19 protein-coding genes are annotated in these 18,451 nt (G+C 59.9%); 16 read left to right on the forward strand and 3 right to left on the reverse strand.

What is annotated here, in order from left to right; translation table 11 throughout:
• Positions 1-17 precede the first annotated feature (17 nt).
• From HW452_RS01630 to HW452_RS01645, 4 genes are all read left to right on the forward strand, one after another.
• The gene (locus HW452_RS01630) at positions 18-893 is read left to right on the forward strand and encodes a PA4780 family RIO1-like protein kinase (protein WP_224104360.1); all 876 of its coding nucleotides are present in this window, start codon (positions 18-20) and stop codon (positions 891-893) included.
• Positions 894-964: 71 nt separating this feature from the next.
• Complete coding sequence (locus HW452_RS01635; RefSeq protein ID WP_263433521.1) at positions 965-2,008, forward strand: AbrB family transcriptional regulator; 1,044 nt, start codon at positions 965-967, stop codon at positions 2,006-2,008.
• Positions 2,009-2,027: 19 nt separating this feature from the next.
• Positions 2,028-3,896 (forward strand): ABC transporter ATP-binding protein, encoded by a 1,869-nt coding sequence (locus tag HW452_RS01640; RefSeq protein ID WP_317986301.1) that lies wholly within the window; start codon positions 2,028-2,030, stop codon positions 3,894-3,896.
• 57 nt (positions 3,897-3,953) lie between these two features.
• The gene (locus HW452_RS01645; RefSeq protein WP_224104362.1) at positions 3,954-4,961 is read left to right on the forward strand and encodes a zinc-dependent alcohol dehydrogenase family protein; all 1,008 of its coding nucleotides are present in this window, start codon (positions 3,954-3,956) and stop codon (positions 4,959-4,961) included.
• A 65-nt stretch (positions 4,962-5,026) separates the two neighbouring features.
• Here HW452_RS01645 and HW452_RS01650 read toward each other — a convergent pair whose 3' ends face one another.
• Positions 5,027-5,290, reverse strand: a complete 264-nt coding sequence (locus HW452_RS01650; RefSeq protein ID WP_224104363.1) for a hypothetical protein — start codon at positions 5,288-5,290, stop codon at positions 5,027-5,029.
• A gap of 217 nt (positions 5,291-5,507) precedes the next feature.
• On the opposite strand from HW452_RS01650, the gene HW452_RS01655 reads away from it, so the two are divergent.
• Positions 5,508-6,638, forward strand: a complete 1,131-nt coding sequence (locus tag HW452_RS01655) for a hypothetical protein (RefSeq protein ID WP_317986302.1) — start codon at positions 5,508-5,510, stop codon at positions 6,636-6,638.
• A gap of 8 nt (positions 6,639-6,646) precedes the next feature.
• Complete coding sequence (locus tag HW452_RS01660) at positions 6,647-7,501, forward strand: mechanosensitive ion channel family protein (protein WP_224104365.1); 855 nt, start codon at positions 6,647-6,649, stop codon at positions 7,499-7,501.
• Between the two features lie 28 nt (positions 7,502-7,529).
• Here HW452_RS01660 and HW452_RS01665 read toward each other — a convergent pair whose 3' ends face one another.
• Positions 7,530-8,261 carry a YebC/PmpR family DNA-binding transcriptional regulator gene (locus HW452_RS01665; RefSeq protein ID WP_224104366.1) on the reverse strand — a complete coding sequence of 244 codons (732 nt, stop codon included), beginning with the start codon at positions 8,259-8,261 and terminating at the stop codon, positions 7,530-7,532.
• Positions 8,262-8,421: 160 nt separating this feature from the next.
• On the opposite strand from HW452_RS01665, the gene HW452_RS01670 reads away from it, so the two are divergent.
• On the forward strand, positions 8,422-9,045 hold the full coding sequence (locus HW452_RS01670) for a LysE family translocator (RefSeq protein WP_224104367.1): 624 nt from the start codon (positions 8,422-8,424) through the stop codon (positions 9,043-9,045).
• A gap of 76 nt (positions 9,046-9,121) precedes the next feature.
• Positions 9,122-9,607 carry a glutathione peroxidase gene (locus HW452_RS01675; RefSeq protein WP_224104368.1) on the forward strand — a complete coding sequence of 162 codons (486 nt, stop codon included), beginning with the start codon at positions 9,122-9,124 and terminating at the stop codon, positions 9,605-9,607.
• Here the strand turns inward: HW452_RS01675 and HW452_RS01680 are convergent, their stop codons facing one another.
• The gene (locus tag HW452_RS01680) at positions 9,608-9,991 is read right to left on the reverse strand and encodes a DUF7079 family protein (protein ID WP_224104572.1); all 384 of its coding nucleotides are present in this window, start codon (positions 9,989-9,991) and stop codon (positions 9,608-9,610) included.
• Between the two features lie 158 nt (positions 9,992-10,149).
• Here HW452_RS01680 and fabV point away from each other — a divergent pair, with 158 nt between their 5' ends.
• From fabV to astA, 8 genes are all read left to right on the forward strand, one after another.
• A complete protein-coding gene (gene fabV / locus HW452_RS01685) occupies positions 10,150-11,346 on the forward strand; it encodes an enoyl-ACP reductase FabV (RefSeq protein WP_224104369.1) in 1,197 nt (398 codons plus the stop codon).
• Positions 11,347-11,501: 155 nt separating this feature from the next.
• A complete protein-coding gene (locus HW452_RS01690; RefSeq protein WP_224104370.1) occupies positions 11,502-12,029 on the forward strand; it encodes a PRC-barrel domain-containing protein in 528 nt (175 codons plus the stop codon).
• 276 nt (positions 12,030-12,305) lie between these two features.
• Complete coding sequence (locus tag HW452_RS01695) at positions 12,306-12,650, forward strand: hypothetical protein (RefSeq protein WP_224104371.1); 345 nt, start codon at positions 12,306-12,308, stop codon at positions 12,648-12,650.
• Positions 12,651-12,879: 229 nt separating this feature from the next.
• Positions 12,880-13,713 (forward strand): PRC-barrel domain-containing protein, encoded by an 834-nt coding sequence (locus tag HW452_RS01700; protein ID WP_224104372.1) that lies wholly within the window; start codon positions 12,880-12,882, stop codon positions 13,711-13,713.
• 214 nt (positions 13,714-13,927) lie between these two features.
• The gene (locus HW452_RS01705) at positions 13,928-14,917 is read left to right on the forward strand and encodes a GlxA family transcriptional regulator (RefSeq protein WP_224104373.1); all 990 of its coding nucleotides are present in this window, start codon (positions 13,928-13,930) and stop codon (positions 14,915-14,917) included.
• 157 nt (positions 14,918-15,074) lie between these two features.
• The gene (locus HW452_RS01710) at positions 15,075-16,289 is read left to right on the forward strand and encodes an aspartate aminotransferase family protein (RefSeq protein ID WP_224104374.1); all 1,215 of its coding nucleotides are present in this window, start codon (positions 15,075-15,077) and stop codon (positions 16,287-16,289) included.
• Positions 16,290-16,327: 38 nt separating this feature from the next.
• Positions 16,328-17,410 (forward strand): arginine N-succinyltransferase, encoded by a 1,083-nt coding sequence (locus tag HW452_RS01715; protein ID WP_224104375.1) that lies wholly within the window; start codon positions 16,328-16,330, stop codon positions 17,408-17,410.
• Positions 17,410-18,438 carry an arginine N-succinyltransferase gene (astA, locus tag HW452_RS01720; RefSeq protein WP_224104376.1) on the forward strand — a complete coding sequence of 343 codons (1,029 nt, stop codon included), beginning with the start codon at positions 17,410-17,412 and terminating at the stop codon, positions 18,436-18,438. Before HW452_RS01715 ends, astA begins: the two co-directional genes overlap by 1 nt.
• Positions 18,439-18,451: the final 13 nt, after the last annotated feature.

Consider the following 18,451-nt stretch of genomic DNA (forward strand, 5'->3'; position numbering starts at 1 on the left):
AGCCACTACCGCTAACCATGAAGACACCCAAACGATTACAGCCCCTGGTCGACGACGGCCTGATCGATGAGGTGCTGACGCAGTTGATGAGCGGCAAGGAAGCGCAGGTTTTCGTTGTTCGCTGTGGTGAAGACGTGCGTTGTGCCAAGGTCTTCAAGGAGGCCAAGCAGCGCAGCTTCAAGCAGGCCGTGCAGTACCAGGAAGGCCGCAAGGAGCGCAACAGCCGCCGTGCCCGCGCCATGTCGAAGAAAACCCGCTACGGCCAGAAAGAGCAGGAGCAGGCGTGGTTGACCGCCGAGGTGGATGCGCTTTATCGGCTGGCCGCCGCCGATGTGCGTGTGCCCAAGCCCTACGGCTTCGTCGATGGCGTCCTGCTGATGGAAATGATCACCGACGCTGAAGGCGCTGTGGCGCCGCGCCTGGATGATGTCACGCTTACTCATGAGCAGGCGCTGCGCTATCACGACAAGGTCATCACGGATGTGGTGCGCATGCTGTGTGCGGGCCTGATCCATGGTGACTTGTCGGAGTTCAACGTGCTGGTGGATGCCGAAGGCCCGGTGATCATCGATTTACCCCAGGCCGTCGACGCTGCCGGCAACAATAGCGCTGCTGCCATGCTGGAGCGTGATGTGAACAATATGCGCGCTTATTTTGGCCGCTATGCGCCGGAGCTTCTATCCACCCACTACGGCAAGGAGATGTGGGCACTGTATGAAGCAGGCGAGTTGCACCCGGACACCAAGCTGACGGGCCACTTCACGTTCTCCACCCACATTGCCAACGTGGATGAACTGATGGAAGTGATCGACGACGCCAAGGAAGAAGAGGCCGAACGCCAGGCGCGCATGCGCGACGATGACGATAGTGACGAGATTCCCCAGCCCTACTAGGCGACTCTGGGTGAGCAAGAAGGGCTGAGGCGTCGGGCGCGACACAAGGAGCGGGTGTGAAGGGCATCAGGATGAGCGCGGTGACGGCAAGAGGGTTGTTGACATCACTTGCGGTGGGCGCGCTGGGTGGTGTCATCTTCGAACTTGCCGGCCTGCCGCTTGCCTGGATGCTGGGCCCGCTGATTGCCAATCTGCTGGTGTCGTCCCGGGGCGTGAACGTGGTGATTCCCGAGCGGCTGCGCGGCGTCTTTCTGGCGGTGATGGGGCTGGTACTCGGTAGCCAGGTCACACCGGAACTTGCCAGTCGCGTGGTGGACTGGCCGCTTTCCGCCGTGCTGTTGCTGCTTGGAGTGGCGGCGTCCACCGCGGTTGCGGCGGCCTGGTATCGGCGCTGCGGGTTCGATCCGGTGAGCGCCTGGTTTGGCGCCGCGCCCGGCGCCATGACGGCCATGATCCTGCTGGGCGACAAGTGCGGCGGCGACCCTCAGCGCATTGCCGTTGCCCAGTCGCTGCGCGTGATTCTGGTCATCCTGTTTCTACCGCCGCTGTTCTGGGCCTACGAAGGCGGCGGCGTGGAGGGCGCGACTCAGGCATCAGGGTTCGAACACGCCTGGATGCTGCTGCTGATTCCGCCGCTGTTGATGCTTGGCCGCCGGCTGCGCCTTCCCACCCCCGCGCTCCTTGCCCCGCTGCTGGCCGCCGCGCTGCTTTCCGGCTTCGATATCGCAAGCCTTGCGCTGCCCGATTGGGGCATGAACCTGATGTTGTGGGTATTGGGCTGCGCTATTGGCTCGCGCTTCAAGGGCATGACACGCAGGCTCCTGGGGCGCTATCTCTGGCAGTCGGGCATTGCCACGCTGTTGGCGCTCTGTGCACTTGGACTGTTTGCCGAACTGATTCATCGGCTGCTGGGTGTCGGGCGCGATGTGGCCTTGCTGGCCCTGGCGCCGGGCGGGATCGGCGAAATGGCCATCCTGGCGGTAGCGCTGGATATCGACCCCGTGTTCGTCGCCTTTCATCATCTTCTGCGCATGGTGGCGCTCATGCTGTTCGCGCCTTTCTGGGCGCGCTGGCTGCTTCGCCGTCGGCACGCGTCTTCATTTCACGATGGATAAGTAACGTAAGGAACCTTCCATGTTGTCTCGTTTGCTGAACCCGCTGTTTCGTTACTTTGAAACCCGTATAGACCCTTACCCGGAAGGGGAGATCCAGACGCCGCCCCGAGGTCTTTTACCGTTCATCTGGCACTTTTCACGCCCCATGTTGCCGCTGCTGATCGCCATGACGCTGTTCACGGCCCTGGTATCCGCCGCCGAGGTATTCTTTTTCAGCTACATGGGCGAGCTGGTGGACTGGCTTGGCAACGTCGAGCGCGAAGGCTTCTGGTCGGCCCACGGCCCTTGGCTGATGGGCGTTGGTGTCCTGGTGCTGGTCGGCCTGCCGCTGCTGGTATTGATGCAGTCACTGGTGACCCATCAGAGCATCTTCGGTAACTATCCGATGATCGGCCGTTGGCTTTCGCATCGACATATGCTCAATCAGAGCCTGGCGTTCTATCAGGACGAGTTTGCCGGCCGGGTGTCACAGAAAGTGATGCAGACCGCCCTGGCCATTCGTGAGACGGTCACCAAGGTGATGGACCTTCTGGTCTATGCCATCGTGTATTTCACCGGCGCGGCCATTCTGCTCGGCCGGGCCGATCTATGGCTGCTGTTGCCACTGGGGCTGTGGCTTGTCGGGTACCTGGCCATCATGCGCTTTTTCGTCCCTCGGCTGCGCGATGTATCCATGGCCCAGGCCGATGCGCGCGCCCAGATGACGGGGCGGGTGGTGGACAGCTACAGCAATATCCAGACCATCAAGCTGTTTGCCGATACCGAGCGTGAACAGCGCTACGCCCGCGATGCCATGGAGGGCTTCATGGGCACCGTGCATCGTCAGATGCGCCTGGTCACCATCATGAGCGTCTGCCTGACGCTTTTGAATACCGCGCTGCTGGTGGGTACCGCCGGCATGGCCATCAGTGCCTGGTATGTCGATGCCATATCGCTTGGCATACTGACCATTGCCATTGCACTGGTAATGCGAATCCGCTTCATGTCCGACTGGATCTTGTGGGAGGTGGCCGGGCTTTTCGAGAACATCGGCACCGTGCAGGATGGCATGAACACCATCGCCCAGGAGCCGAGTATCCGCGATGTTCCCGATGCCCCTGCGCTTGAAGTACCGCAGGGCGAGATACATTTTGACGGCTTGCACTTTGGCTATGCCCAGGCCAAGGGCGAAAACCGCACGGTATTCGATGGCCTGGACCTGACCATCGCGCCGGGCGAAAAGATCGGCCTGATCGGTCGCTCCGGGGCGGGCAAGTCGACCCTTGCCAACCTGCTGCTGCGCTTTTACGACGTGCAGGGTGGGCGCATCTTGATCGACGGCCAGGATATCTCGCAGGTGACCCAGACCTCGCTGCGTCATCAGATTGGCATGGTGACCCAGGACACCTCGCTCTTGCATCGTTCGCTGCGCGACAACATCCGCTACGGAAGCCCTCATGCAAGCGATGAGGACGTCTGGAACGCCGTATGCCGTGCCCATGCCGATACGTTCATCAACGATCTGGTAGACCCGCAAGGCCGCCGGGGGCTTGATGCCCACGTGGGCGAGCGGGGCGTCAAGCTCTCCGGCGGGCAGCGCCAGCGTATTGCCATTGCCCGGGTGCTGCTGAAGAACGCGCCCATTCTGGTGCTGGACGAAGCTACCTCGGCACTCGACTCCGAGGTCGAGGCGGCCATTCAGGAGCAGCTCGATACGCTGATGGAAGGCAAGACGGTGATCGCCATTGCCCACCGGCTCTCCACCATCGCCATGCTCGACCGGCTGATCGTGGTTGAAAAGGGGCAGATCGTGGAAAGCGGTACTCACGCGCAGCTGCTGGCGCAAGACGGTATCTATGCCGGCCTGTGGAAGCGTCAATCGGGCGGCTTTTTGGGCGTGGAGGTGTGAGGCGCCGAATCGTCTGCTAACGTGTCTTTCACAGATAGCGCAATCAGGAGGTATCACATGAAAGTCGTTACGTTACGAGCGCCCGGCGGACTGGACAAGCTGACCATGCAGGAGGCGCCGGACCCGGGGGCGCCAGGCCCGGGCGAGATTCGGGTCCGGATACATGCAAGCTCGTTGAACTTTCACGATTACGGGGTCGTGGCCGGCAAGATGCCTACCGCCGATGGGCGTATTCCGATGTCCGATGGGGCAGGCATCGTCGAGGAGGTTGGCGATGGCGTAAGCGAGTTTGCCGTTGGTGACCGGGTGGTATCGACGTTCTTTCCCTACTGGCTGGAAGGCCCGGCGCGGATTGCCGATTTCACCACCACTCCCGGCGACGGCGTGGATGGTTACGCCTGTGAACAGGTGATTCGCCCGGCGCAGTGGTTCACTCATCAGCCCAAGGGCTACAGCCATGCCGAGTCAGCCACGCTGACCACCGCCGGGCTGACCGCCTGGCGCGCACTGGTGGTGGATGGTGGATTGAAGGCCGGTGACAAGGTGCTGGTGCTGGGCTCCGGCGGGGTGTCCGTATTCGCGCTTCAGTTTGCGCGCATGATGGGGGCTGACGTGATTGCCACCTCCTCTTCCGATGAGAAGCTTGCCCGTCTCGAGAAGCTGGGTGCGGCGCATACCATCAACTACCAGCAAGAGCCGGAGTGGGGCAAGAGGGTGAAGGCGCTGACCGATGGGGAAGGTGTGGACCATGTCATCGAAGTCGGTGGCCCGGGCACGCTGCCCCAATCCATCGATGCGGTCAGGATAGGCGGCCACATTTCGCTGATTGGCGTGCTCACCGGCCGCCAGGGCGATGTTCCCACCGCCAAGCTGATGGCCAAGCAAGCGCGCCTGCAGGGGTTGATCGTGGGGAGCCGCCGCCATCAGATGGAGATGATCAAGGCACTTGAAGCCAATGCGATGCGCCCGATCATCGACCGCGAGTTCGCCCTTGGCGATATCGCTGACGCGTTTCGCTATCAGGAAGATGGCAAGCACCTGGGCAAGATCTGCCTGAGCTTTTAAAAAGGTTCCAGGCATGATTGCCTGCCGCACCGCCCGCGGGCCGTGCGGCAGGCAGCCTGTGTTTACTAGGCCTGCCGACTGTAGACCACGCCCTTGATTTCCAGCTCCCAGATGGCGTCATAGGGTACCGTGATGCTGTCGATCTCGTCGGCATCGCCGGAATTGTCCAGAAGCTGCCTTTCGGGTATGACCGTGGCATCCATCGCCCGTGCAAGCTGGATACGGGCGCTGAAGCGTCTGCCATCCCGGTCAATCAATACACGTTCTCCCGCCATACATTTTTCAAGCTTTGCGTATAGCTCTTTCTCGCTAACATGAACAATGCTCATGATCGGCTCCTGCATAAATGCTCGACGTTTGCGGGGTGAAAAGGGGCTCATGTAAAAAGGGACTCATGTAAAGAGTGCATTTTAGTCGATAAGTTCGAATAGCCCGCTACGACACCGAACTGCGTGCTAATCTTGATCTTCTTTATCCTTTTTACGACAAGCCCCGGGGTCGACGATGACACAGCGCTCGACAAAAGCCGCTTCAAGGTGCTGGGCGGTGGTGACACTCGAGGAATTCACGACGCCTGACAGTACCCAGGCGAGCCAGTGGCAACGAACGTGGCGGACAGTGGCTTCCAGGCTGATGGGCGAGCGCGATACCGAGCAACAGGCCAAGCAAGAGCATGAGCTGCGCAAGCTGCCGGAAACAAGGCTTTCGCATATCGTACCGAGTATCGATTGGTCGCCCGCCGCCGAGCTTCTTGCTCAGGCCCTCTCGCGGCAGGGACTGGAGAGTGAACCGGTCGTGTTTTTTATCACGCCACCCCATGGCGGCCATGGGGAAGTGGTCGGCCACTGGGCCAGACAGCAGGGCGTCGATGAAATACCCCCGCCTACCTACCAGGCACTGACCGATGGCAGTCTTGAATGGGTGAAGCACTGCGCACCGTTCAAGCGCTGGGCACTGCCTGAGCTTGAACGGCACATGCTGCGCCACTCTCAGGGGCTGCAGGGGGTGCGTGAGTTCCTGGAGCGCGCCATGAGCGGCCGCCTGGGCCATGGCGTGATTGGCTGCGACAGCTGGACCTACGCATACTTGCAACATGTGGTAGGTGTAGAGGGCGCGCCCGTGTTTACCCTGCAAGCGCTCGAGGGCGAGCAACTGGCGAGTTATTTCGCCGCTATTGCCTCAAGCCAGGAGGATGAGCTCGCCGTGTACAGCACGCGCACCGGTAAGCTCGTGCTGCCTCGGCGTGATGATCAGGTGCGCAAGGCGACGGCAAATGGAGAGCTGCAGCGTCTGGCGGCGCATTGCCGCGGGCACCTGGGCGTTGCCTGGCACTACTGGCGCGAACGGCTGCGCGAACCAGTCTCGGAACACGGTGCACAAGCGCATTCGCAAAAGCTGTGGCTGCTGGATGCGCTGGCTGATGCCGAGCTTCCAGCAACAACTGGCGATGTGGCCATGCTGGTGCTGCACGCGCTCCTGCTTCACGGCGGGCTTGAGGATCAGGCGCTGGGCGATGTGCTGCCGTTTTCTCACCACGAGGCGTTGAACGCCCGGCTGGCGCTGACGCGCCAGGGCATCCTGTCGTGCCAGGGAAGCCGCTGGCAGGTGGCCCCGCTGAGCTATGCCAGCGTTCGTCAACTGCTGGAATCCCGTAATTATCTTGTCGACCCGCTGTAGGAGCCTTGATGGACGATCCAAAACGGTACGCCAGGCTGTTCAACGATATCGATGGCCCGACATTGATCACGCTGGCCGTGATACTGGTGTGCGTGGTTCTGCTGATCATCGTCAGCCAGCGGGGATTGAACTGGCTGGCCAACCGGTTGCACGGGCAGGTGCGTTTTCGGGTATTTGCCCTGGTACCCTTGACCCGGCTGCTCATCCTGATCACGGCACTGGCCATTGCCGTGCCGATCGTGATCGAACCTTCGCTGCGCAATATGGTGACGGTGCTGGGCGCGGTTGGCCTGGCGATCGGCTTTGCCCTGAAAGACTATGTCAGCAGCCTGATTGCCGGTGTGGTATCGGCCATCGAGCTGCCTTACCGGCCGGGGGACTGGGTGGACATCGAAGGCACCTACGGTGAAGTCCGGCACGTGGGCATGCGTACGGTGAAGATTCTGACGCCGGATGATGACCTGGTGACGGTGCCGCATCTCAAGCTGTGGGATACGGCTATCTATAATGCCAACAACGGCGAGACCAGCCTGCAGTGTGTGGCAAGCTTCTACCTTCATCCGGCGCACGAAGCTGGCTGGGTTCGCAAGGCGCTGCGTGATGTTGCCCTGACCAGTGCCTATCTCAAGTTTGACCAGCCGATTACCGTGGTGGCTGAAGAGCAGCCTTGGGGCACGCACTACCGTATCCGTGCCTACCCCGTGGACCCTCGTCAGCAGTTTCTGTTCATCACCGACCTGACCGTACGCGGCAAGCGGGTGTTGAGCCAGGCAGGCGTCAAGGCGGCGCTGCTGCCGCCTGATGCGGTAATGGATTCACCGGACAGCGCAGGCGGAAGACGCGGGCAGCCTCCAGGCCGCTAACATCAAGCGGCCTGGAGGCTGAAGGTGGTTACTCGCTCGTGTCGGGAAGCTCGGCACTGTGGAAAACGTTCTGCACGTCGTCCAGCTCGTTGAGCATGCCCAGAAATTTCTCGAACATGACCAGGTCGTCGCCTTCGATGGGCGTGGTGTTCTGCGGCACAAACTGGATCTCGTCGACCTCGAAGTCGATCTCGCCGAAGGCATCGATCAACGCCTGCTTGGCCTTGGCGTATTCGGTGTGTGGCGCGAATACGGTGATCTGGCTCTCGTCCTGCTCGATGTCGGTAACGTCGACGTCGGCTTCCATCAGCGCTTCGAGCACGCTCTCTTCATCCTGGCCTGCAAAGACGAAGATCGCACAGTGGTCGAACATGTGGCTGACGCTGCCGGGCGTGCCGATCTTGCTTTTGGTCTTGGTAAAGCAGCCGCGCACGTCGCCGAAGGTGCGGTTGGGGTTGTCGGTCAGGCAGTCGACGATCACCATGGCGTTGCCGGGGCCGAAGCCTTCGTAGCGGGCCGGGGAGAAGTCCTCGCCGCCAGCGCCGCTGGCCTTGTCCAGCGCCTTGTCGATGACGTGTGATGGCACTTGATCCTTTTTCGCCCGCTCGATCAAGCCGCGCAGCGCCAGGTTGCCGTTGGGGTCGGTGCCGCCTGCCTTGGCGACGACGTAGATTTCACGCCCGTACTTGCTGTAAACCTTGGTTTTCGCTGCGGCCGTCTTGGCCATAGATTCCTTACGGTTTTGAAACGCCCTACCCATATCGAAGTCCTTTAATTAGCCATGCACCGCCTGTCGTGATGGCAGGCGTCATTTCATGAAAAGGGGAAAATTTTACCCAACAGCGTACCATGCTAACAGCGTTATTTAAGCGTGTTGACGTATACTGGCGTCTGTTCGTTGTTCAAGGAATTTACCTGAAATGCCGTTTTCACTCTGGTTGTCGCTGGCCGCGATCTGCGCCATGGGGGCCATGTCACCAGGGCCGAGTCTGGCACTGGTACTGCGCCACACGCTGGGGGGCGGGCGCCTGCCGGGCATGACGGCCGCTCTTTTTCACGCCTTGGGCGTGGGGTTCTATGCCCTCTTGACCGTCTGGGGGCTGGGCGCCCTGGTTACTCGTTCGCCGGAGGTCTTTCAGGCGATTACCTGGTGCGGCGCGGCGTATCTGGCCTGGCTGGGTATCAAGGCGCTGCGCGCGGGCCGGGAAGGCGCCATCCGGGCGAACGCCGTGGCCACTACTCGCCGCCAGGCAGCCAGGGAAGGCGTACTGGTCGCGCTTGGCAACCCCAAGCTGATCATCTTTTTCGTCGCCTTGTTGAGCCAGTTCGTGACCCCGGACATGAGCGCCGTGGCCAAGGCCATCGTGGTGCTGACCGCCATGCTGATCGATGGTGGCTGGTACATGCTGGTGGCGGTAGGTCTGTCACATTCACGCGTGCTGCCCTGGCTGCAGCGCCACGCCCACTGGATCAATCGGCTGACCGGCGTGCTGTTGATTGCCCTGGCCCTGCGCGTGGTGGCCGGGCCTGTCTCGTTTAGCTGAAGCAACGGCGCTGGCGCCCATTCGTTGGCCGTGGCAAGGTAGCGTCTGTATCGCCTAGAAGGTTCAAGGCTCGACCATGACGATTTACGATCAAGACTGCTATACCCATCAAGGCCAGCCGTTCAACCTGCGCGCCCTGCGTGGACAGGTGCTGCTGGTGGTCAATGTAGCCAGCCAGTGCGGATTTACGCCCCAGCTCAAGGAGCTTGAAACGCTCTACCAGCGCTACCGCGACCGCGGCTTTACCGTGCTGGGCTTTCCCTGCAACCAGTTTGGCCGACAGTCGCCGGAAAACGCCGAGACGTTCTGCGCCTTTGGCGAGCAGACCTATGGTGTCAGTTTTCCGCTGATGGAGAAGGTCAACGTCAATGGAAATGGCGCGCATCCACTGTTCGTCCTGCTCAAGAAGCAGGCGCCGGGCGTGCTGGGCACTCAGGCAATCAAGTGGAACTTCACCAAGTTCCTGGTGGGCCGCGATGGCGAGGCAATAGCCCGTTTTGGCCCGCGCGACCACGGCTATCCGCTGCGCCTGGCGGTCGAGGCTGCGCTCGATCAGCCGTGATCAGACTTCGCCGCGGGCTACCTTGACCCGCTGCATCAGTTCCACCCAGCGGTGGCGTACCATCATGGTGGTCAGGCCCGAAAAAAGCGCCCAGCTCTTGCGCCGCCAGCCCTTCAAACGCAGATTGTGCCTGACCAGTTGCTGCATCAGCTTGTAATCGTCGAACTTGCGCCACTCGCTGGCAATCGAGAGCTGGTGACGTGACATGACCGGAGCAAGCTCCAGGCGAAACATCCACTCCAGATCCATCAGCGACATCTGATGCTGTTCGATGACCCCGACCATGCGCGCATAGTCTTGCTCGCTGGGTTCGCGGTCCAGCCACAAGGGGGCCAGGGCAAGCCAAAGATCGCCGCGTTCGTCGACTAGCTGCTGTGCGTTCATCATGGCCTCGTGGGCATCGTCGGAAGGGGGCACTATCGTGCCGTGAAAGGCAGCCAAGCTCAAGAGCGGACAGCGCCCGCCTGGCAGGCTAAAATAGCCTCCATCGCTTGCGGCATTGGCATGCCGATAATGAAATCAATCCGATAACGAGGTCCGATGTGATCATTAAACCTAAAGTGCGCGGCTTTATCTGTACGACGACTCATCCCAAGGGCTGTGAGCAGAACGTTCGCGAGCAGATCGAGGCGACCCGTGCGCGCGGTTTGGATAAAAGCGCCGGCCCCAAGAAGGTCCTGGTGATTGGTGCCTCGAGCGGCTATGGCCTGGCGGCACGTATCACGGCTGCCTTTGGCTATGGCGCCGATACTCTGGGCGTATTTTTCGAAAAACCCAGCAGCGAAAAGAAAACCGGCACGGCGGGCTGGTACAACAGCGCGGCTTTCGACAAGTTCGCCAAGCAGGAAGGCCTTTATAGCAAGTCCATCAATGGCGACGCCTTCTCTCACGAGGCGCGTGAAAAGGCCATCGAGCTGATCAAGCAGGACCTGGGCGAGGTCGATCTGGTGGTATATTCGCTGGCATCCCCGGTGCGCAAGCTGCCCGATAGCGGTGAGGTCAAGCGCTCGAGCCTGAAGCCGATTGGTGAAACCTACCGCGCCACCGCCATCGATACCAATAAAGACACGATCATCGAGGCCGAGGTCGAGCCGGCGACTCAGCAGGAAATCGACGACACCATCACCGTGATGGGCGGCGAAGACTGGGAGCTCTGGATGGACGCGCTCGATCAGGCCGGCGTGCTGGCCAAGGGCGCCAGGAGCGTTGCGTTCAGCTATATCGGTACTGAAATTACCTGGCCGATCTATTGGCATGGCGCGCTTGGCAAGGCAAAAGAGGATCTTGACCGCGCCGCCACGGCCATTGATGACAAGTTGAAAGCCAGCGGTGGTGGTGCGAATGTCGCGGTGCTGAAGTCCGTGGTCACCCAGGCGAGCGCTGCCATTCCGGTCATGCCACTGTATATCGCCATGGTGTATCGCATCATGAAAGAGCAGGGCGTGCACGAGGGCACCATCGATCAGTTGAATCGTCTGTTCGGCGAGCGCCTCTACGGCTCTGACATGCGTACCGACGACAAAGGCCGGCTGCGCCTGGATGATTGGGAGCTACGTGACGATATCCAGAAGGCTTGCCAGGATCTCTGGCCGGAAGTGACCACTGAAAACCTGTTCGAGATCACCGACTATTCAGGCTACAAGCACGAGTTTCTGAAACTGTTCGGTTTCGAGCGTGACGATGTCGACTACGATGCAGACGTAGACCCCAACGTCGAGTTTGACGTGATCAACCTGTAAGCCACAACGGGGTTAACGGGGTGACTGAATTGCCGGGCCATGATGCCCGGCAATTTGCGTTTTACCGATCAGCCAGGGCGGGCGCTATGCAGAAGTTGGTTGTTTTTCACCGGGTCGACTAATCTGTAGTAACCGCTTACTCAAGGAGAAGCACCATGAAACGGACGACGTTGGCACTTGCCATTGCTGCACTCTACACGGGAATCTCGGCGGGCGCGTTTGCCCAGGATAGCGATAGCACCGTGAGAGATAGCGAGGTTATCGAGGAGCACGGCACCCCCGGTGACAAGCACCCGGCCGCCATGGGCGGAGGCAACCGACCCTCGGATAACGACGAAACGCGCGACCCCAACAACCTGATGTCTCAGGAAATACGCGACCTGGAGGGCGAGTCGGTCGTCAATCAGCAGGATGAAGAGATCGGCAGCATCAGCCGTATCGTGGAGCACAAGGAGTCGGGCGAGCTTTATGCCATCATCTCGATTGGCGGTCTGTGGGGGATTGGTGATGAAGAGGTTGCCCTGCCGCTGTCGGAAATCGAGCTGAACGATGATCAACTGGTGACCAACACTACCTATGGCAGTGATGAAATCGAGGCGTCTGCGGAAAAGTACGACGAAAATAACTACAGCCAGCTCGATAACAATATGACGCTCGAACAAGCCCAGCGACACCCGGATTGAACACGGCCTCTTTTAACCAAAGGATTGATGTCTATCAAACCGTCAACCGCTGATTGATCGAAATAATCAAATGGAGGTTGACGATAAATCGCGATTTGCTGATGCCGCGGCGCCTTGTTTACTGATCCAGTAAGCAAGGCGCTTTTTTATGTCTGAACTCTCCCCTGAAGGCCGATAACTTTCATTCAATTATCAAGCTGAGATGATTTTTTTATTGCTGACTTGCGTACTGCTCAACTAGCTTTTTTAAAGCAGGTTGACTCCAGGAGAAGACTCATGAATAAAACGCTATCAGTTATCCTCATTGGTGCAGCATTTACCGGTATGTCATTGAGCGCTCTGGCCGACGATACCAGCGGTGATGATCGTCAGGCCGCGCAGCAGGATGGCATGACCTCTGGTCAGTTGCGCAGCATGGACGATGCCGCGAATCAGGGGCAAGAGTCGGGCAATAACGACGATCAAGATCAACCGGGCAGCACCGCAGGCGACGCCACTGGTTCCCAGGGTCCTCAGCAGGGCCAGGATGAACGTGATCTCGATATGGATGATCAGACAGGCATGAACCGGGAGCTTCAAGAAGAGCAGCGTGGTCGAGGTAACAGCAAGACTCAGGACTGACTGACGCACCCATCGAGCAACTCATGGTCATGATGGTAAATACACTGCCTGGTTTTTTTTAAAGGAATCAGGCTTCTTGCGCTTAAAAGCTCTCTTGAAAAAACTATCTTAAAAAGCTATCGGTTATTATTGTTGTTGTTAACTTTTGTAAGTTTTGGCGACTAATTTTGCGTTATTGTACGTTCTTCTACTAGCCTCTTAAGTGTAAGCCAACCCAAGGAGAGACCTAATGAAACGGACAACACTTGCTATTGCTATTGGTGCACTTTTTACAGGTATGTCAGGCGGCATCATGGCGCAGGACAACAATCGAAATGACACCGATAACGCTGATCAGATGACGCAGCAAAATGCACCGGCTACTACGCAACAGGCGGATCGCTCGGGTAACGCGACTGCCAACCAGACACGTGCCAACGACGAGACGATGGATGTCCAGGTGGACCAGGAGCCTGCCGAGGTTCAGGTCGAGCAGGAATCACCGGATATTACCGTCGAGCAGGATCAGCCTGAGGTAACCATCGAGCAGCCCGAGCCTGAGGTGACCATCGAGCAGCCGGAGCCGAATGTAACGGTAGAGCGCGCCGAGCCCAATGTTACCGTCGAGCAGAGCGGTGAGCCGGATGTGAATGTCGAGCAGGCTGACGATGCCCATGTGGACGTCAATCAGAATGACGACGAGCGTGAGCGCAACGATGACGCCGCTAATGCACGTAATGACCAGAACGACCGCAACAATACGCTGATGACGCAGCAGGTAAGCGACCTGGAAGGCATGACCGTCGTGAATCAGGATGATGAGGAGATCGGCGATATCCAGCGTATCTCCAAGCACAACGATTCCGGCGAGCTGTATGCGATCATCTCGGTAGGCGGTATCTGGGGCTTTGGCGCTACCGATATCGCGCTGCCACTTGATGAAATGCAGTTTGAGAACGATCGTCTGGTGATGGATACCACCTACGGCAGCGATCAGATCGAAGAGTCTTCAGAAGACTACAACGAAGATAACTACACCGAAGTGGATGGCGACATGACGCTGTCTGAAGCGCATCAGCAGTAAGCGTTTCCGGTGTACCGCCTGGCGTGACCATTGACGCGCCAGCAACCGAGGCAAGACGTTTTCGTCTTGCCTCTTTTTTTGGCTGCTATTAGGTTTGCCTCGACCACGGGCCTGAGCATCGTTGCGACGCGTTTTTGCAGGTATGGCTAACAGGCGCTGCCTCTCGGTGTGCAATTGGGTAAGATGGGGCCTCACTTATCGACGGCGTTTTGGCATGCAGCATCGCACCCAGGCCTCTTCTTGCACGCTTGCGCGTCAGCGTATTGGCGTATTACTGCTGCCCGGCTTCTCCATGCTTTCACATGCCTGCGCGGTAGAGCCGCTATTCATGGCCAATCAGTTGAGCGGTCAATTGCTCTACCAGATATTTACGCTAAACAGCGACGAGCAACCCGTGCGCAGCAGCGCGCAGGTGACCTGCAATACCGATTATACCCTCGAGACCTCACCGCCGGAGCTGGATATGGTGCTGGTGTGCGCACCCTCGCCACTGCCTTATGCACTGCCTGCAAGACTCCTTGAGTGGCTACGCCAGCAGTCAAGCCGTACCGTATTGGGCGGGCTCGCTGGTGGTGCGGAAGTGTTGGCGCGCGCCGGCCTGCTGGATGGCTACCGGGCCACACTGCCCTGGGAGCGCTTTGCCACCTTTGCCCAGGCCTACCCCCAGGTCACGCTGTCGCAACAGCTTTTCGAGATCGACCGTAACCGCATGACCTGCGCCAGCGGTACGGCGGCCATGGACATGATGCTGACCCTGGTACGCCAGCAGCAGGGTGGGCAGCTGGTGGAACAGGTATCCGAGCACTTCATGTGCGAGCGTATCCGCTTGGCCGACGAGCGCCAGCATGTGCCGCTGCGTCACCGCCTTGGCCATGCCCCGCAGAGTTTGGTGGATGCGGTCACGCTGATGGAAGCCAACATTGAAGAACCGCTTTCCACGCTGGAGCTTTCCGAGCACCTGGGGATTTCCCGCCGTCAGCTCGAGCGTCTGTTCAAGAAGTACCTGCAGGCAGTACCCAGCCGCTACTACCTGAATCTGCGCCTGCAGGATGCGCGTAAACAGCTGCGCGAGAGCGACCGGGCGGTCGGAGACATCGCCCTGGCGACAGGTTTCTCTTCGGGCGCGCATTTTTCGACCGCGTACCGCAACCATTTTGGCCTGACCCCGCGAGAAGAGCGTCTGGATCAAGCAGGCCAGGCGTAAACGCTGCACCTTGGCAAGTATGGCGCGGCCGAGCATTCATGAATCATCGTGAAATACGTGCCGCTTTTCATAACTTGCCGTCCCATTGCTGAAAGCAGGCGGGGACGTTTGCCCCGTATACTGCTTCTATTGACTGACTCGACTGGAGATATCGACCATGAGCACGACCCCGACCCGGCAGGATTTCGATCACTACATGACTCCCAACTACGCACCCCAGCAGATCATCCCGGTGCGCGGCGAAGGTAGTCGCCTGTGGGACCAGCAGGGGCGTGAGTACATCGATTTTGCCGGTGGCATCGCGGTGAATTCACTGGGGCACTGTCATCCAGTGCTGGTCGATGCGCTCAAGGAACAGGGCGAAAAGCTCTGGCACCTCTCCAACATCTATACCAACGAGCCGGCGCTCAAGCTTGCCAGAACGTTGGTCGAGCGTACCTTCGCCGACAAGGTGTACCTGTGCTCTTCCGGTGGGGAAGCCAACGAAGCCGCCCTGAAGCTTGCCCGCCGCTACGCGGTGGATCATTACGGCGAGCAGAAGGACAAGATCATCTCCTTCAGCCAGTCCTTCCATGGCCGCACGCTGTTTACGGTGAGTGTGGGTGGCCAGCCCAAGTATTCCCAGGGGTTCGGTCCGGTGCCCGGCGGTATCCTGCACGCGACGTTCAATGACCTTGAAAGCGTACGCCAGCTGGTGGGTGATGATACCTGTGCGATCATGGTCGAGCCCATGCAGGGCGAGGGCGGCATCATCCCGGCAACACCGGAATTCCTCAAGGGCCTGCGTGAGCTGTGCGACAAGCACAACGCACTGCTGATCTTTGACGAAGTGCAGACCGGTGCCGGGCGCACCGGCGAACTCTACGCCTACAAGAACTATGGTATCACCCCGGATATTCTCACCAGCGCCAAGTCGCTGGGTGGCGGCTTCCCGGTAGGTGCCATGCTGACAAGTGACAAGGTAGCGACGTCGCTTGCCTTTGGTACCCACGGCTCGACCTACGGCGGCAACGCCCTGGGGTCGGCGATTGCCCTGGCGGCCATTGAATTTATCGATACCCCGGAGGTGCTGGAAGGCGTGAAGAAACGCCACGACCTGTTCCGCGAGCACCTTGAAACCATCAACCGCAAGCACGGTGTGTTCAAGGAAATACGCGGCATGGGGCTTTTGATTGGCGCCCAGATGTCGGATGCCTTTGAAGGCCGCGCCAAGGACATTCTGCCGCTGGCCATCGAAGAAGGCCTGATGGCGCTGATTGCCGGACCCAACGTGCTGCGCATGGCGCCCTCGCTGGTAATTCCTGAAGCGGATATCGCCGAAGGCATGGCGCGCCTGGAGCGAGCGATCGAGCGGCTTGTTGCCAGCGCATGAGCCTGCCAACGGCTCTATCGAGAGAGGGAGATGCCCCCATGCTGGTAATTCGCCCGGTCAAGATGGCGGATATCGATGCGCTGGTGAGCCTGGCCGAGCACGCAACTCCCAGGCTTACCAACCTGCCCGCCAACCGTGAACGCTTGGAGGAGCGTATCGTACGCTCCGAGGCGGCGTTCAACGGCGATATCGAGTTTCCTGGCAGCGAACACTACACCTTTGTGCTGGAAAACAGCGCACACGTCGATGAGGCGGGCAACGGCGAGGTGCTGGGAACGGCCACCATTCGTGCCCAGGCGGGCGCTCAGGAGGCCTACTACACCTACCGCCAGGAGACTCTGATCCACGCCTCGCAGCAGCTCAACGTGCGTCGCGAGGTGCAGACTCTGGCGCTGTCTCATGAGGTGTCGGATGCCACGCTGCTGTGCGCCTACTCGCTTAATCCGCGCTATAAAGGCACCAGCGCTGAAAGCCTGCTGCGCCGTGCCCGGCTGATGTTCATCGCCCAGTACCCCGAGCGCTTTTCGCGCATCCTGGCCGTGGCATTTCCAGGCTACCTGGATGTCAGGAACGAGTCGCCCTTCTGGGAAAGCGTAGGGCATCACTTCTTCGCCCGCAGCTTTCACGATATCAACCACATCGCCGGGGTGCGCTCCAAAAGCTTCATCGCCGAAGTCATGCCGCAGTTCCCGCTCTACCTGCCGCTGCTGACGCCCCAGGCGCGGGCGGCCATCGGGCGTGAACACCCGGCCCACGAAGACGCGCTTCAGGAGATGCTTGCCGAAGGGTTCGTGCGCTCGCGGCACGTGGACATTTTTGACGCCGGCCCGATCGTCAAGGCCGAGCGCGAGCGCCTGGCCACCTTCTGCCGAGCAGCCTGGCACCCGGTACGCCTGCGCCCGGAAGAGAGCCTGCCCGATGCCGAGCCTGCACTGATTGCCAACCAGGCGCTGGAAGGCTTTCGCTGCATCGTGGCCCGCTACGCGCTCTCCTCCACCGGGCAGTTGATGCTGTCGGAGGCCGACGCCAAGCGCCTGGGCGTCGAAGAGGGGCGGGCCGTATTTGCTGCACCGCTCACGCTGCCCGTTGCAGTGGATGCTTTTGACGAAGGAGAAATATGATGCGCATTCGTCCTATTGCCCGTGCTGACGTGGATGGGCTGCTGACGCTTGCGCAGCAGGCGGGAGTGGGCTTTACCTCGCTGCCCAGTAACCGCGAGTTTCTGGCCGGCAAGATCGAAGCCTCCGCCCGTGCCTTTGAAGAGCGCACCCCGGTCAACCATCGGCTCTACTTCTTTGTGCTTGAAGACGAAGCAAACGGCGAGCTGGCTGGCTGCTGTGCCATCGAAGGCCAGGTGGGCCACACCGTACCTTTCTACAACTACCGGCTGGGGCGGCTGGCGCACTCCTCGGTCCAGCTGGATTTGCACCGCACCATCGATACGCTGTTTTTAAGCTCGGACCATACCGGCGATGCGGAGGTGTGTTCGCTGTTTCTGCGCCCGGAGTACCGGGGCGAGGCAAACCGGCATCTGCGTAACGGCGCGCTGCTTTCCAAGGCGCGCTGGCTGTTCATTGCCCAGTTTCGTGACCGTTTCCCCGAGAAGGTGCTTGCCGAGATGCGTGGCGTGTTCGATGAGAACAACAAGAGCCCGTTCTGGGAAAGCCTCGGCAAGCACTTCTTTCCCATGGATTTCAACGAGGCGGACCGGCTCACGGGCCTGGGCCAGAAAAGCTTCATCGGCGAGCTGATGCCGCGCTTTCCGATCTACACCACCTTCATGGCCGAAGAGGCCCGGGCGTGTATCGGACAGGTGCACCGCCACACCCGCCCGGCACTTGAGATGCTCAAGAAAGAGGGCCTGCGCTGGGAAGGCTATATCGACATCTTCGACGGTGGCCCCACGGTAGAAGCCTATATCGATGACGTGCGCGCCGTGCGCAACTCCTCGCTCTATCAGGTGGAAGTGGCAACCGACGCGCCGGACGAGAGTGTCAGCCGCTGGCTGGCGGCAACCACGGAACTGGCATCGTTTACTGCCGCCTGGGTAGGGCGCGCACCGGTTGGCGACACCATCGTTTTAAACAGTGCAGAAGCCAAGCGCCTGGGGGTTGCCAGCGGTGATTCCCTGCGTCTTCTGGAAACCTGAAACCGTTAGGAGA

Source organism: Vreelandella aquamarina (genome assembly GCF_020075495.1).
GTDB classification, from domain to species: Bacteria; Pseudomonadota; Gammaproteobacteria; order Pseudomonadales; family Halomonadaceae; genus Vreelandella; species Vreelandella aquamarina_A.

Excerpts from the sequence above, each read along its gene's own strand:
- HW452_RS01630 (WP_224104360.1), top strand. The coding sequence starts at position 18 with ATGAAGACACCCAAACGATTACAGCCCCTGGTCGACGACGGCCTGATC.
- HW452_RS01705 (WP_224104373.1), top strand. The coding sequence starts at position 13,928 with ATGCAGCATCGCACCCAGGCCTCTTCTTGCACGCTTGCGCGTCAGCGT.
- HW452_RS01695 (WP_224104371.1), top strand. The coding sequence starts at position 12,306 with ATGAATAAAACGCTATCAGTTATCCTCATTGGTGCAGCATTTACCGGT.
- HW452_RS01715 (WP_224104375.1), top strand. The coding sequence starts at position 16,328 with ATGCTGGTAATTCGCCCGGTCAAGATGGCGGATATCGATGCGCTGGTG.
- HW452_RS01650 (WP_224104363.1), bottom strand. The coding sequence starts at position 5,290 with ATGAGCATTGTTCATGTTAGCGAGAAAGAGCTATACGCAAAGCTTGAA.
- HW452_RS01680 (WP_224104572.1), bottom strand. The coding sequence starts at position 9,991 with ATGAACGCACAGCAGCTAGTCGACGAACGCGGCGATCTTTGGCTTGCC.
- HW452_RS01675 (WP_224104368.1), top strand. The coding sequence starts at position 9,122 with ATGACGATTTACGATCAAGACTGCTATACCCATCAAGGCCAGCCGTTC.
- HW452_RS01690 (WP_224104370.1), top strand. The coding sequence starts at position 11,502 with ATGAAACGGACGACGTTGGCACTTGCCATTGCTGCACTCTACACGGGA.
- HW452_RS01635 (WP_263433521.1), top strand. The coding sequence starts at position 965 with ATGAGCGCGGTGACGGCAAGAGGGTTGTTGACATCACTTGCGGTGGGC.
- HW452_RS01665 (WP_224104366.1), bottom strand. The coding sequence starts at position 8,261 with ATGGGTAGGGCGTTTCAAAACCGTAAGGAATCTATGGCCAAGACGGCC.
- astA (WP_224104376.1), top strand. The coding sequence starts at position 17,410 with ATGCGCATTCGTCCTATTGCCCGTGCTGACGTGGATGGGCTGCTGACG.
- HW452_RS01640 (WP_317986301.1), top strand. The coding sequence starts at position 2,028 with ATGTTGTCTCGTTTGCTGAACCCGCTGTTTCGTTACTTTGAAACCCGT.
- HW452_RS01660 (WP_224104365.1), top strand. The coding sequence starts at position 6,647 with ATGGACGATCCAAAACGGTACGCCAGGCTGTTCAACGATATCGATGGC.
- HW452_RS01645 (WP_224104362.1), top strand. The coding sequence starts at position 3,954 with ATGAAAGTCGTTACGTTACGAGCGCCCGGCGGACTGGACAAGCTGACC.
- HW452_RS01670 (WP_224104367.1), top strand. The coding sequence starts at position 8,422 with ATGCCGTTTTCACTCTGGTTGTCGCTGGCCGCGATCTGCGCCATGGGG.
- HW452_RS01710 (WP_224104374.1), top strand. The coding sequence starts at position 15,075 with ATGAGCACGACCCCGACCCGGCAGGATTTCGATCACTACATGACTCCC.
- HW452_RS01700 (WP_224104372.1), top strand. The coding sequence starts at position 12,880 with ATGAAACGGACAACACTTGCTATTGCTATTGGTGCACTTTTTACAGGT.